This is a genomic window from Streptomyces sp. NPDC033270, from assembly GCF_055576575.1.
Map to the genome: position 1 here is coordinate 36,340 of NZ_JBVIRA010000027.1, position 13,649 is coordinate 49,988.

Below are 13,649 nucleotides of genomic sequence, written 5' to 3' on the forward strand. Positions count from 1 at the left end.
GAGCCGATTCCGTCTCCGCCCCCCCTTCCCCCCCCCCCTCCCCCCCCCCCCCCCCCCCCCCCCCCCCCCCCCCCCCCCCCCCCCCCCCCCCCCCCCCCCCCCCCCCCCCCCCCCCCCCCGCACCCGGATCGATCCGCTCCGAAGAGCTCCGCTCAGCCCGCGCTCGCCAGCGACAGCTTCGCCGCGAAGCCGAGGAACGCCGCGCCGGCGCCCGCGGACAGCCCGGCCGTCAGCCGCCTGCGCCGCCGGAAGGTCGCCGCCAGGAACGTCCCGCTGAAGATCAGGATCGACAGATAGGTGAAGCTGAACAGCTGCGCCCAGGCGCCCAGCGTCAGGAACGACAGCACCGGGTGCGCGTAGGACGGGTCCACGAACTGCACGAAGAAGGAGATGAAGAACAAGATCGCCTTCGGGTTGAGCAGGCTGACCACGAGCGCCCGGCGGAACGGCCGCTCGACGGCCTCCTTCGCCGCCTTGGGCGCCCCCTCCGTCCGCTCGGCCCGGCGCGCCTCCCGGCCGCGCCACAGCGCCCAGGCGCCGCGCAGCATCCCGACCGCGAGCCACGTCAGATAGCCCGCGCCGGCGAACTTGACGACGGCGAACAGCACCGGGCTGGTCTGCAGCAGCGAGGCCACCCCGCCCGCCGACAGCGTCATCAGCACCGTGTCGCCGCACAGCACACCGGCCGCCGCCCGGTACGCCACCCGGGGCCCGCGCCGGGCCGCCACCGACACCACGTACAGCGAATTGGGGCCCGGCAGCAGAATGATCAGCGCCAGCCCCACCAAATAGGTGGACAGATCCGTTATCCCCAGCATGGGTGGCAGGATCTCACCCCCCGATACCGCCGCCACCGGATTTTTCAGCATGCGGACTTGCACCTCACGCGGCGTGAGGACACATCGTGGAGCGCGTACCGAGAAGGGAGCGGAAGTGAGCTATTCGGTAGGGCAGGTCGCGGCCTTCGCCGGCGTGACGGTGCGCACCTTGCACCACTACGACGAGATCGGACTGCTGCTGCCCGGCGAACGCAACCACGCAGGTCACCGCCGCTACGGCGACAAGGACCTGGACCGGCTGCAGCAGATCCTGTTCTACCGGGAGCTCGGCTTTCCGCTCGAAGAGGTCGCGACCCTCCTGGACGACCCGACCACCGACCCGCAGGAGCACCTGCGGCGCCAGCACGAGCTGCTGACCGCGCGGATCGGCCGACTCCAGGAGATGGCCGCGGCCGTCCAACACGCGATGGAGGCACGCAGAATGGGCATCAACCTCACACCGGAGGAGAAGTTCGAGGCCTTCGGGGACTTCGACCCCGACCAGTACGCGGCGGAGGCCGAGGAGCGCTGGGGGCACACCGACGCCTACAAGGAGTCGCAGCGCCGGGCGGCCACGTACACCAAGGACGACTGGAAGCGGCTGATGGCGGAGTTCGACGCCATCCACCGCAAGATGGCGGACCTGCTCGGGCAGGGGGTGCCGGCCGGCTCCGAGGCCGCGATGGACGTGGCGGAGGAGCACCGCCGGTTCATGGACGGCGCGTCCTACACGTGCACCCACGAGTTCCACACCTGCCTCGGCGAGATGTACGTCGCCGATGAGCGCTTCACCGCCACGTTCGAGGCGATCAGGCCCGGTCTCGCGGTCTACCTGCGCGACGCGATCGTCGCCAACGCCGCCCGCCACCAGTGATCCGTACGGGCCGGAGCACCCGCCTCCGGCCCGTACGGGTGTGCCGCCGACCGGCTCAGCTCTTCGGCGCGATCACCACGGCCGTCCCGTAGGCGCACACCTCGGTGCCCACGTCGGCGGCCTCCGTGACGTCGAAGCGGAACATCAGCACCGCGTTCGCGCCGCGGGAGCGGGCCTGCTCCACCAGCCGTTGCATCGCCTGGTTGCGGGTCTCGACGAGGGTCTTGGTCAGCCCCCGCAGCTCGCCGCCGACCAGCGACTTCAGGCCCGCGCCGATCTGGCTGCCGAGGTGGCGGGAGCGCACGGTCAGGCCGAAGACCTCGCCGATCACCCGATCCACGTGAAACCCCGGCACGTCGTTGGTCGTCACGACCAGGACGTCCGACTGCTCCTGCTGCCCACCGCCGTACTCGTCGATACCCATGGGTGCGCACCTCCTTGTGGCCAGCATCACCCGGCCCCGGGGGCTCGGCCAGCGGTCGGGGAGCGGTCGGGTGGAGGCCGGCGAGGTACGTCTGGAACCACGGGGGGTAGCACGGCGTTGATAGCTTTGGGCCGCACACGCGCCTGCAACCCCGTCGCTCGCACGATCCGGCGCCCTCGACCCAGGAGCCTTCACCCCGTGAATACTCTCGCGCTCGGCCCCCAGTGGCTGGACCCGGACTATCTGATCGCGACATTCGGCCTGATCGGCGTCCTGGTCATCGTCTTCGCGGAGTCCGGCCTGCTGATCGGCTTCTTCCTGCCGGGCGACTCGCTGCTGTTCACCACCGGTCTGCTGGTGACCACGAACAAGCTGGACAAGCCGCTGTGGCTGGTGTGCTCGCTGGTCGTGCTGGCCGCCGTCCTGGGCGACCAGGCCGGCTACCTCTTCGGCCGGAAGGTCGGGCCCGCGCTCTTCAAGCGCCCCGACTCCCGCCTGTTCAAGCAGGAGAACGTCGAGAAGGCGCATGACTTCTTCGAGAAGTACGGCCCCAAGTCGCTGATCCTGGCCCGCTTCGTGCCGATCGTGCGGACCTTCACACCGATCGTCGCCGGTGTGAGCCGGATGAACTACCGCTCCTTCCTCACCTTCAACATCATCGGCGGCACGCTGTGGGGCGCGGGCGTCACCCTGCTCGGCGCGCTGCTCGGGAACATCGAGTTCGTCCACAAGAACATCGAGATGATGCTGGTCGCGATCGTGCTGATCTCCGTGATCCCGATCGCCATCGAGTTCCTGCGCGCCCGCGGCAAGGCGAAGACGCAGCAGCCGGCGGCGGAGTCCGGCCCCGCGCGGCCGCACGGCGCCCCGGCGGAGCCCCGCCGCGGCCGGCACGCCAAGCGCTGACCCGCCACGGGGCGGGCCCGTCCCGCCCCTCCGCACCCGCCTCCGGCAAGGGCGCGGGCGGCCCGGCACCGCGCGGTGACCGGCTATGTACGCCCCGGGCAAGCGCGCCGACCCGGCATCAGGCATCGTGTCCTTGACCATCCCCCAGGAGGCCAACAAGGAGCGAAGACCTGTGGCGTCGGACCCACACGTATCGGAGCAGACGGGCGGACCCGAGGACCGTAAGCCCCTGTCGGACGAGGCGCACTCCGCCTTCACCCCGCCGCTCGGCGTCCCCCTGCCCCCGCCACCAGAGGAGGAGCACCCCACCTCCGAGTTCGCCCTCCCCACCGGTCTGCGTCCGGAGGCGCCCACCGAGCCGGAGGGCTCCGCTTTCGCACCGCCCGGCGGCACCACCGGGCAGACCCCGCTGCCCACCCCCGTCGGCGCCACCGCCCTCGGCCTGGCGTTCACCCCGCCGCACGGCATCCCGGCCGTCAGCCTCACCAAGGAAGCCCCTTGGCAGGACCGGATGCGGACCATGCTGCGCATGCCGGTCCACGAGCGCCCGATCCCCGAACGCGTGGAGCGCGGCGACGAGGAGACCGGCCCGGCCGTGCCCCGCGTGCTCGACCTGACGCTGCGTATCGGCGAGATCCTGCTGGCCGGCGGCGAGGGCGCGGAGGACGTCGAGGCCGCCATGTTCGGTGTCGCGCACGCCTACGGGCTGGAGCGGGTCGAGCCGACCGTCACCTTCACCCTGCTGTCGATCTCGTACCAGCCCTCACTGGTCGACGACCCGGTCACGGCCAGCCGGACGGTGCGCCGCCGCGGCGTCGACTACACCCGGCTGTCCGCGGTCTTCCGGCTCGTCGACGACATCACCTCCGAGGGCATCACCCTCGAAGAGGCCTACCGCGGTCTCGCCGAGATCCGCCGTAACCGCCACCCCTACCCGAGCTGGGCGCTGACGGTGGCCTCCGGCCTGCTGTCCGGTGCCGCGTCCATGCTGGTCGGCGGTACGGCGCTGGTGTTCCTCGCGGCCGCGGTGGGCTCGATGCTCGGCGACCGGCTGGCCTGGCTCGCGTCCGGGCGCGGGCTGCCGGAGTTCTACCAGTTCGTGGTCGCGGCGATGCCGCCGGCCGCCGTGGGCGTCGCCTTCGGCCTGGCCCACGCCAATGTGCAGGCCTCCGCGGTCATCACCGGTGGGCTGTTCGCGCTGATCCCGGGGCGGGCGCTGGTCGCCGGCGTCCACGACGGGCTGACCGGCTATTACATCACCGCCGCCGCCCGCCTGCTGGAGGTCGGCTACCTCATCGTCGGCATCGTCGTCGGCGTGCTCAGCGTGCTCTACATCGGCCTGCAGCTGAACCCGGGACTCAAGCGGATCGACCCCGAGCAGGCACTGGGCATCTACAACGAGCCGCTGGTGCAGATCATCGCGTCGATGCTGCTGGCGCTGGCGTTCTGCGTGCTGCTTCAGCAGGAACGTTCCACTGTCGCCTTCGCGACCCTGAACGGCGGCGTCGCCTGGGTGGTCTACGGCGCGCTGGTCTATGTCGCCGGCATCAATCCGGTGCCCGCCACCGCCATCGCGGCCGGACTGGTCGGCCTCTTCGGCCAGTTGCTCTCCCGCTACCGCTATGCGTCCGCGCTGCCGTACGTCACCGCCGCCATCGGCCCGCTGCTGCCCGGTAGCGCCACGTACTTCGGCCTGCTCAACTTCGCCCAGGGCCACCTGCCGCAGGGCCTGACGTCCCTGGTCCAGGCCGCTTCGCTGGCGCTGGCCATCGCCGTGGGGGTCAACCTCGGCGCCGAGGTCGCCCGGCTGTTCCTGCGCGCGCCCACCACCCAGGAGGAGGCCGGCGGCCGCCGCGCGGCCAAGCGCACCCGCGGGTTCTAGAACGACCCCCTCACGCACGACGGGCGGCAACCCGACTGGGTGCCGCCCGTTCGCGTAGGAAAATCAGCGCGTCAGTGCGCGCCGCCCTGCGCCTCGAGGCGCTTGAAGGAGGCCTCGATCTCGGCCTCGGCCTCGGCGCGGCCGACCCAGTTGGCGCCCTCGACGGACTTGCCGGGCTCCAGGTCCTTGTAGACCTCGAAGAAGTGCTGGATCTCCAGGCGGTCGAACTCCGACACGTGGTGGATGTCGCGCAGGTGCTCCACCCGAGGGTCGGACGCCGGGACGCACAGCAGCTTGTCGTCGCCGCCGGCCTCGTCCGTCATACGGAACATGCCGATGGCGCGGCACTTGATGAGGCAGCCGGGGAAAGTCGGCTCGTCCAGGATGACGAGGGCGTCCAGCGGGTCGCCGTCCTCGCCCAGGGTGTTCTCGACAAAGCCGTAGTCGGCCGGGTAGCTGGTCGAGGTGAAGAGTCGACGGTCCAGGCGGATCCGACCGGTCTCGTGGTCCACCTCGTACTTGTTCCGCGAACCCTTCGGGATCTCGATGGTGACGTCGAACTCCACGGGTGGCTCCTCCATGATCAACACATACGTCTGGTGATTAAGTGTCCCCCACGCAGGTGTGTGGTGGCGAAAGGGGCTGGTCCGAGGTGCCGGAGACCAGAACATGGCAGGTCAGATGGCAGTCGGTGCAGCGCTCCGCGCGGGCGGCGACCCGCGCGGCGGGACAGCGCGCACAGGCGGCGGCCGACGCCGCGCGGCAGGCCTGGCAGGCCATACCGCGCCACACCCAGCAAACCTGGCAGCTGACGGCGGTCTCCGCAGCCACCGGGCTGGCGGTCGCGATCGCCGCGGTGGCGGCGGCCGGCCCGTGGGACTCCGGTCAGCGTACGGCCGAGCGCGCGGAGGCGGCCGTGCTGGACGGTGCCAGTGGCGAGCATCACGCCGCGGACCCCGGTGCCCGGCCCAGCGCACCGCCGGTGCTGCCCGCACTCGGCGGCCGCACGACCGGCGCCGCGGGCGGCCGCGGCGCCGCCCCCGTCCCCACGAGCGAGGGGCTGGGCGACGCCCTCGACCCGCTGCTGGAGGATCCGGCGCTGGGCCCGCTGCGCACCGCCTCCGTCCTCGACGTGGCCGCGGGCCGCGAGGTCTTCGGCGCCGGCCAGACCAAGGCCGCCACCCCGGCGTCCACCGTCAAGATCGCCACCGCGGTCGCGGCCCTGGCCACCCGCGGCCCCGATCACCGCATCGACACCACCGTCGTCATGGGCGGCAGGAACCGCATCGTGCTCGTGGGCGGCGGCGACCCCACCCTCACCGCCCGCGCCCCCCGGCAGGGCGCCGCCGATCAGCCCGCGAACCTGCAAACCCTCGCCGACGCCACCGCCCGCGCCCTCCAGCGCCGCCACCTGACCAAGGTCAGCCTCGGCTACGACACCTCCGCCTACTCGGGCCCCGTCGAGCACCCCATCGGCCCCAACGAGAACCTCGCCCCGGTCACCGCGCTGATGGCCGACGAGGCCCGCCTGGACGACAGCGAGCACGGCCCCGCACCGCGTGCGGCGGACCCGGCCGACGCCGCCGCCCGCACCTTCGCCGACCTCCTCCACCAGCGCGGCATCTCCGTCGACGGCGAGCCCTCCGCCGCCAAGGCCCCCGCGCGGCCCGACCGCCTCGCCACCGCGCACTCCCTGCCGCTGTCCGCCCTCGTGGAGCGGATGCTCACCTACTCCGACAACGACATCGCCGAGGCCCTGGCCCGCCAGGCCGCCATCGGCTCCCGCCAGCCGGCCAGCTTCGCCGGCGCCGGCAAGGCCGTACGCACCGCACTGGCCCGCCTCCGCCTCCCCCTCTCCGGCGCCGTCTTCGCCGACGGCAGCGGACTGGACCGCGCCGACAGGGTCAGCGCCGCCCTGCTCTCCCGCCTCCTGCTGGCGGCCTCCGCCCCCGACCACTCCGCCCTGCGCCCGGTGGTCACCGGCCTGCCGGTGGCCGCGTTCACCGGCACCCTCAGCAACCGCTACGCGGGCCAGAGCGCCGGCGCCGGCGCCGTACGCGCCAAGACGGGCACCCTCACCGGCGTGAACACCCTCGCCGGCACCGTCGTCGACGCCGACGGCCGCCTCCTGGTCTTCGCCTTCATGACCACCGGCACGACGGACGCGCAGGGCGCGCAGCGGGCCCTGGACAACTTGGCATCTGCGGTGGCCAATTGCGGATGCCGCTGACGCTGGGTTGCTTCCCACGTTTTTGGCTTTCCCGCCGTGGTGGTTGTTCGCCGTTGCGCCTGGCGGCGGGCGGTTGTTTTTCGGGTGCGGCCCCGTGGTGCCGTCTCGCCGTTGCGCCTGCGGCGGGCGTTTGTTTGTCGGCTGCGGTGACAGCCCTACGGACTCCGTCCTACGGTCTGTCCCCTCCCGTGGGTGGATGGTGAACAGGCCGATGGGGGCGGGCCCCGTCCGTCGACTACCGGCACACGAACGCCGACGTTCAGGCCCACCGGTCTCCTTCCCCCACCCACGGGAGGGGGCGGACCGCAGGACGGAGTCCGGAGGGGCGCACCCGCTGCCGAAAACGCCCCGCGCAGCGGCACCAGCCCGCCGCAATGGCGAGAAAGCCAGACGAGTCGGCGGCAGCAAAGCGCAGCGGAGGGGCCCGCCGCAGGCGCAACGGCGAACAACCCCCACGGCGGGAAAGCCGACAACGTGGGAAGCAGCAAGGCGCAGCGAAACCGGCTACCAGCCCTCCCCCCAGCCCCGTACGGTGAACTCATGACGAGCATCGGTGGAGCCGAGATGGTCGACTGGAATCTCGCGGTGGCGACCGCGACCCGTTTCGTACGGCCGGGCCCAGAGGTGAGCCGGGACGAGGCGCGGGCGATCGTCGCCGAGCTGCGCAAGCACGCCAAGGCCTCCGAGGCGCATGTGCGCGCCTTCACGCGGATGGCGCAGCCCGACGCGACGGGCGAGACACCCCATGACACACCGGTTCTGGTCGTGGACCGGCCCGGCTGGATCAGGGCCAACGTCGCGGGGTTCCGGGCCGTGCTCAAGCCGCTGCTGGCCAAGATGGAGGACCGCCGCTCGACGCTCCCCGGGGGCGCGGTGCTCGGCGCGGTCGGCGGCAAGGTGACCGGCGTGGAGCTGGGCATGCTGCTGTCGTTCCTGGCGTCGCGGGTCCTCGGCCAGTACGAGACGTTCGCGCCGGCTTCCCGGAGCCTGCCGGCCGCGGCCCAGGGCGGCAGGCTGCTGCTCGTGGCGCCGAACATCGTCCATGTGGAGCGCGAGCTGGAGGTCGAACCGCACGACTTCCGGCTGTGGGTGTGCCTCCACGAGGAGACCCACCGCACCCAGTTCACCGCCGTCCCGTGGTTGCGCGACCACATCGAGGGCGAGATCCAGTCGTTCCTCGGTGAGACCGACATCGATCCGGGCACCCTCCTGGAGCGGCTGCGCGAGGCCGCCCAGTCGCTGGCCGGCGCCAAGCCCGAGGGCGAGCAGGGCGACGAGGGCCACTCGCTCGTCGATCTCGTGCAGACACCCGCGCAGCGCGAGATCCTCGGGCGGTTGACGGCGGTGATGTCCCTTCTGGAGGGGCACGCGGATTATGTGATGGATGGCGTGGGGCCCGATGTCGTGCCCTCGGTCGCCGAGATCCGGGAGAAGTTCCAAAAGCGGCGGGCCAGCGGTGCCGGCCGGCTCGACCTGGCGCTGCGTAAACTGCTCGGTCTGGACGCCAAGCTGCGGCAATACCGCGACGGCGAGCGCTTTGTGCGTGCGGTCGCGGAGGAGGTCGGCATGGACGGATTCAACCGGATCTGGACATCGCCGAACACGCTCCCCACCAAACAAGAGATCGCCAAACCGGCGGACTGGATCGCGCGGGTGCACCGCAAGGCGGACGGGGCACCGTAGAGGAACGTTGTGAGCTGGGCACGCCGCGTGGCAGAAGAGCGCCCCTTCAATCACCCGTCTGAGGGACCGTTGGCGAGGGATAGGCGTGCAATGCTCGGGGAACCGCTCGCCTCTGTCACCATCTAGGCACTCTGTGTGACGAAAACGCCCTCACCGGCTGAGGCTCCCCAGCTGAACGATTGGAAACGGACATGGGTCCCCATCCAGCGGTCGCCGCGATACGCCTGGCGGTCCGCCGCGTACTCCACGACGTGCTCACCCACCACTGCGCACAGGACCGGCACGAGCCCCCGCTCGTGCTCGCCGCGTGCTCCGGCGGCGCCGATTCGATGGCGCTCGCCTCCGCTCTCGCTTTCGAGGCCCCCAAGCTGGGCGTCCGCGCCGGGGGCGTCACCATCGACCACGGCCTCCAGGAGGGCTCCGACCTTCGCGCCGCCGAGGTCGCCCTGCGGATGCGGGCCCTGCGGCTCGACCCCGTAGAGGTCGTCGCCGTCACCGTGGGCCGCGAGGGAGGCCCCGAGGCCGCCGCCCGGGACGCCCGCTACGCCGCCCTCGACGCCACCGCCGAGCGCCACGGCGCCGCCGCGATCCTCCTCGGCCACACCCGCGACGACCAGGCCGAGACGGTGCTCCTCGGCCTCGCCCGCGGCTCCGGCACCCGCTCGCTCTCCGGGATGGCCGCGAGCTCCGGGACGGGCGGCCGCTACCGGCGCCCCTTCCTGGACGTGGACCGCCAGACCGCCCGCAAGGCCTGCCTCATCCAGTCGCTGCCCGTCTGGGACGACCCGCACAACGCCGATCCCGCCTACACCCGCTCACGGCTGCGCCACGAAGGGCTGCCCGCCCTGGAGAAGGCGCTCGGCAAGGGCGTCGTCGAGGCGCTGGCCCGTACCGCCCAGCTCTCCCGCGACGACGCCGACGCGCTGGACGCCTGGGCCGCCGCGGCCGAGGGCACGGTGCTCGACGACTCCGGCACCCTCGACGTCGCCGCCCTGTTCGCCCTGCCGCCCGCGGTCCGCCGCCGGGTGCTGCGCCGGGCGGTCATCGCCGCCGGTTCCCCGGCCGGTTCGCTCTTCGCCCGCCACATCGAGGAAGTGGACCGGCTGATCACCGCCTGGCGGGGGCAGGGAGCCATCAACCTCCCCGGGCGGGTGGGTGTCCGCCGGCAGGGTGGCAGACTGGTCATTCGGCAGGGTTGAGCCGCAGAGCTGCCCGGCCTGTGAAGTCCCACGACTTCTGCAGTCTCACGACTGGCGTGAACACCGAACCGAGCGAGAGTGGCACGGGTGGACGACAAGGACATGGGCGCCGACCTTCAGTCGGTACTCATCACCAAGGAAGAGATCGACGCGAAGCTGGCGGAGCTGGCTGCGAAGATCGACGCGGAGTACGCGGGCAAGGACCTGCTCATCGTCGGTGTCCTCAAGGGCGCCGTGATGGTGATGGCGGACCTGGCGCGTGCGCTGTCCACCCCCGTCACGATGGACTGGATGGCCGTGTCCTCCTACGGCGCGGGCACCCAGTCCTCCGGTGTGGTCCGCATCCTCAAGGACCTGGACACCGACATCAAGGGCAAGCACGTCCTGATCGTCGAGGACATCATCGACTCCGGCCTGACGCTGTCGTGGCTGCTGTCCAACCTCGGCTCGCGCGAGCCCGCCTCCCTGGAGGTGTGCACGCTGCTGCGCAAGCCGGACGCGGCGAAGGTCGCCATCGACGTGAAGTGGATCGGCTTCGACATCCCCAACGAGTTCGTCGTCGGCTACGGCCTGGACTTCGCGGAGAAGTACCGCAATCTGCCCTTCGTCGGCACCCTCGCCCCGCACGTCTACGGCGGCTGAGACCGTCACTTCCGACCGGCGGGAACCCTTTCGGGTCTCCCGCCGTTGGAGCAGGGTGAGCGGAATCCTCGGCTGCATGTTCACTCCCGGCGCAGGCGCCGGGTGACAATGCTGGGGTACCGTCCGAAGGCAGTTCTTTTTCGGGCCAGTAATACACCGTACGCACGACCAGCCCTCAGAGGGCGTTGTGCCTCACTGTGGCAGGAGGGACGGGGCCGTTGACGGCTCCGTATGGATGGACGTGAAGCGATACTTCCGTGGGCCGGTCATGTGGATCGTGCTGGCCGTCCTCGCCGTGGTCGTGTTGATGCAGGTCGTCGGCTCGTCCGGCGGCTACAAAACGGTGGACACCGGTCAGGTCGTCAAGGCGATCGCTGACAACAAGGTGAAGTCCGCCGAGCTGACGACCGGTGACGAGAACAAGATCAAGGTCGAGCTGTCCGGCTCCAACAAGGTCGACGGCTCCAACAAGATCCAGGCAAGCTACATCGGCGACCAGGGCGTCGATCTGGCGAAGAACCTGCAGGCCAAATACCAGACCGGCGAAATCAAGGACGGGTACACCGTCTCCCCGTCGAAGCAGAACCCGTTCGTCGGTGTGCTGCTCTCGCTGCTCCCCTTCGTCCTCATCGTGGTCGTCTTCCTGTTCCTGATGAACCAGATGCAGGGCGGCGGCTCCCGGGTGATGAACTTCGGGAAGTCGAAGGCGAAGCTGATCACCAAGGACACCCCCAAGACGACGTTCGCGGACGTCGCCGGGTCGGACGAGGCCGTCGAGGAGCTCCACGAGATCAAGGAGTTCCTGCAGGAACCGGCCAAGTTCCAGGCCGTCGGCGCCAAGATCCCCAAGGGCGTGCTGCTGTACGGCCCGCCCGGAACGGGCAAGACGCTGCTGGCGCGTGCCGTCGCCGGCGAGGCGGGCGTCCCGTTCTACTCGATCTCCGGCTCCGACTTCGTCGAGATGTTCGTCGGTGTCGGTGCCTCCCGGGTCCGTGACCTCTTCGAGCAGGCCAAGGCGAACGCCCCGGCGATCGTCTTCGTCGACGAGATCGACGCCGTCGGCCGGCACCGCGGTGCGGGCCTGGGCGGTGGCCACGACGAGCGCGAGCAGACCCTCAACCAGCTCCTGGTCGAGATGGACGGCTTCGACGTCAAGGGCGGCGTCATCCTGATCGCCGCCACGAACCGTCCGGACATCCTCGACCCGGCGCTGCTGCGCCCCGGCCGCTTCGACCGGCAGATCGCCGTCGACCGCCCGGACCTGCAGGGCCGTCTGGAGATCCTCAAGGTCCACCAGAAGGGCAAGCCGGTCGCGCCGGACGTCGACCTCTCGGCCGTCGCCAAGCGCACCCCCGGCTTCACCGGTGCCGATCTGTCGAACGTCCTGAACGAGGCCGCGCTGCTGACGGCCCGGGGCGACGAGAAGCTGATCAACAACCACTTCCTGGACGAGGCGATCGACCGCGTCGTGGCCGGCCCGCAGAAGCGGACCCGGATCATGTCCGAGAAGGAGAAGAAGATCACCGCGTACCACGAGGGCGGACACGCCCTGGTTGCGGCGGCCTCACCGAACTCCGACCCGGTCCACAAGATCACGATCCTGTCCCGCGGCCGGGCTCTGGGCTACACCATGGTCCTGCCCGACGAGGACAAGTACTCCACCACCCGCAACGAGATGCTCGACCAGCTGGCGTACATGCTGGGCGGGCGCGCGGCGGAGGAGCTGGTCTTCCACGACCCGACCACCGGTGCCGCGAACGACATCGAGAAGGCCACGGCCACGGCCCGCGCGATGGTCACGCAGTACGGCATGACCGAGCGGCTCGGCGCGATCAAGTTCGGCACCGACAACTCCGAGCCCTTCCTGGGCCGTGAGATGGGTCACCAGCGCGACTACTCCGAGGAGGTCGCCGCGCTGGTCGACGAGGAAGTCAAGAAGCTGATCGAGACCGCGCACAACGAGGCGTGGGAGATCCTGGTCGAGAACCGCGACATCCTCGACAACCTCGTGCTGACGCTCCTGGAGAAGGAGACGCTCAACAAGGAGGAGATCGCCGAGCTCTTCAAGCACGTGGTCAAGCGCCCGGCCCGCCCGGCGTGGACCGGCTCGTCGCGTCGTACGCCCTCCAGCCGCCCGCCGGTGCTGTCGCCCAAGGAGCTGGCCCCGGCCAACGGCTCCGTGACGACGACGGCCACCGTCTCGACGGAGAAGGCGGAGGCTTCCGAGGAGCCGCGCACAGAGAGCTGATCTCCTCGGGCCACCCGGCCCCCGGAATAAATGCCGCGCCCCTCAGGTTTAGCCTGGGGGGCGCGGCATTTCGCGATTCCACCCGCGCTGCTGAGCGGGCGCAGAAGGAACGAGGCACCACATGACCGACCCTGTGACGCTGGGCGTCGACGGCAAGATCGGCACGTTCGACGAGAAGCGTGCGGAGAACGCCGTCCGCGAGCTGCTCATCGCGGTGGGCGAGGACCCGGACCGTGAGGGGCTGCTGGAGACGCCGGCGCGGGTGGCACGGGCGTACAAGGAGATCTTCGCCGGCCTGTGGCAGAAGCCGGAGGACGTGCTGACGACCACCTTCGACCTGGGCCATGACGAGATGGTGCTGGTCAAGGACATCGAGCTGGTCTCCAGCTGCGAGCACCACCTGGTGCCGTTCGTCGGCGTGGCCCATGTCGGCTACATCCCGTCCACCGACGGCAAGATCACCGGCCTGTCCAAGCTGGCCCGGCTGGTCGATGTGTTCGCCCGCCGTCCACAGGTCCAGGAGCGGCTGACGACGCAGATCGCGGACTCCCTGATGGAGATCCTGGAACCGCGCGGCGTGATCGTCGTCATCGAGTGTGAGCACATGTGCATGACAATGCGCGGGGTGCGGAAGCCGGGTGCCAAGACCACGACGTCGGCCGTCCGCGGCCAGCTGCGGGACGCGGCGACGCGGGCCGAGGCCATGAGCCTGATACTGGCGCGCTGACGCCCGGGGGCGATTC

Annotated in this window: 12 protein-coding genes; 9 read left to right on the top strand and 3 right to left on the bottom strand. The window is 70.9% G+C overall.

All coding sequences use genetic code 11. The annotated features are described in order from the left end of the window. Positions 1-152: 152 nt before the first annotated feature. Positions 153-818: a leucine efflux protein LeuE gene (gene leuE, locus ACZ5XZ_RS30915; RefSeq protein WP_468983939.1), complete on the bottom strand. Its 666-nt coding sequence runs from the start codon at positions 816-818 to the stop codon at positions 153-155. Positions 819-933: 115 nt separating this feature from the next. On the opposite strand from leuE, the gene ACZ5XZ_RS30920 reads away from it, so the two are divergent. Beyond that, positions 934-1,692, top strand: coding sequence for a MerR family transcriptional regulator (locus tag ACZ5XZ_RS30920; protein WP_468983941.1), 759 nt, complete (start codon positions 934-936; stop codon positions 1,690-1,692). A gap of 55 nt (positions 1,693-1,747) precedes the next feature. Here the strand turns inward: ACZ5XZ_RS30920 and ACZ5XZ_RS30925 are convergent, their stop codons facing one another. Then, complete coding sequence (locus ACZ5XZ_RS30925) at positions 1,748-2,116, bottom strand: YbjQ family protein (protein ID WP_468983944.1); 369 nt, start codon at positions 2,114-2,116, stop codon at positions 1,748-1,750. Positions 2,117-2,314: 198 nt separating this feature from the next. Here ACZ5XZ_RS30925 and ACZ5XZ_RS30930 point away from each other — a divergent pair, with 198 nt between their 5' ends. After that, on the top strand, positions 2,315-3,022 hold the full coding sequence (locus ACZ5XZ_RS30930) for a DedA family protein (protein ID WP_468983946.1): 708 nt from the start codon (positions 2,315-2,317) through the stop codon (positions 3,020-3,022). A 172-nt stretch (positions 3,023-3,194) separates the two neighbouring features. Beyond that, positions 3,195-4,904, top strand: a complete 1,710-nt coding sequence (locus tag ACZ5XZ_RS30935; protein WP_468983949.1) for a threonine/serine exporter family protein — start codon at positions 3,195-3,197, stop codon at positions 4,902-4,904. A gap of 71 nt (positions 4,905-4,975) precedes the next feature. Here ACZ5XZ_RS30935 and ACZ5XZ_RS30940 read toward each other — a convergent pair whose 3' ends face one another. Further along, on the bottom strand, positions 4,976-5,470 hold the full coding sequence (locus ACZ5XZ_RS30940; RefSeq protein WP_017949744.1) for an inorganic diphosphatase: 495 nt from the start codon (positions 5,468-5,470) through the stop codon (positions 4,976-4,978). Between the two features lie 86 nt (positions 5,471-5,556). Between ACZ5XZ_RS30940 and dacB the strand changes: the two genes are divergently transcribed. The 6 genes from dacB to folE all read left to right on the top strand — a co-directional run bounded on the left by dacB (position 5,557) and on the right by folE (position 13,633). Continuing rightward, entirely contained in the window at positions 5,557-7,134 is a 1,578-nt protein-coding gene (gene dacB, locus ACZ5XZ_RS30945) for a D-alanyl-D-alanine carboxypeptidase/D-alanyl-D-alanine endopeptidase (RefSeq protein ID WP_468983951.1), read from the top strand. A gap of 540 nt (positions 7,135-7,674) precedes the next feature. Further along, complete coding sequence (locus tag ACZ5XZ_RS30950; protein ID WP_468983954.1) at positions 7,675-8,817, top strand: zinc-dependent metalloprotease; 1,143 nt, start codon at positions 7,675-7,677, stop codon at positions 8,815-8,817. A 191-nt stretch (positions 8,818-9,008) separates the two neighbouring features. After that, positions 9,009-10,016, top strand: coding sequence for a tRNA lysidine(34) synthetase TilS (gene tilS / locus ACZ5XZ_RS30955; protein ID WP_468983957.1), 1,008 nt, complete (start codon positions 9,009-9,011; stop codon positions 10,014-10,016). Between the two features lie 102 nt (positions 10,017-10,118). Then, positions 10,119-10,658, top strand: a complete 540-nt coding sequence (gene hpt, locus ACZ5XZ_RS30960) for a hypoxanthine phosphoribosyltransferase (RefSeq protein ID WP_384428194.1) — start codon at positions 10,119-10,121, stop codon at positions 10,656-10,658. Between the two features lie 235 nt (positions 10,659-10,893). Continuing rightward, positions 10,894-12,906: an ATP-dependent zinc metalloprotease FtsH gene (gene ftsH / locus ACZ5XZ_RS30965; protein WP_468983959.1), complete on the top strand. Its 2,013-nt coding sequence runs from the start codon at positions 10,894-10,896 to the stop codon at positions 12,904-12,906. Between the two features lie 121 nt (positions 12,907-13,027). Beyond that, positions 13,028-13,633, top strand: a complete 606-nt coding sequence (gene folE / locus ACZ5XZ_RS30970) for a GTP cyclohydrolase I FolE (protein ID WP_467662519.1) — start codon at positions 13,028-13,030, stop codon at positions 13,631-13,633. Positions 13,634-13,649 lie beyond the last annotated feature (16 nt).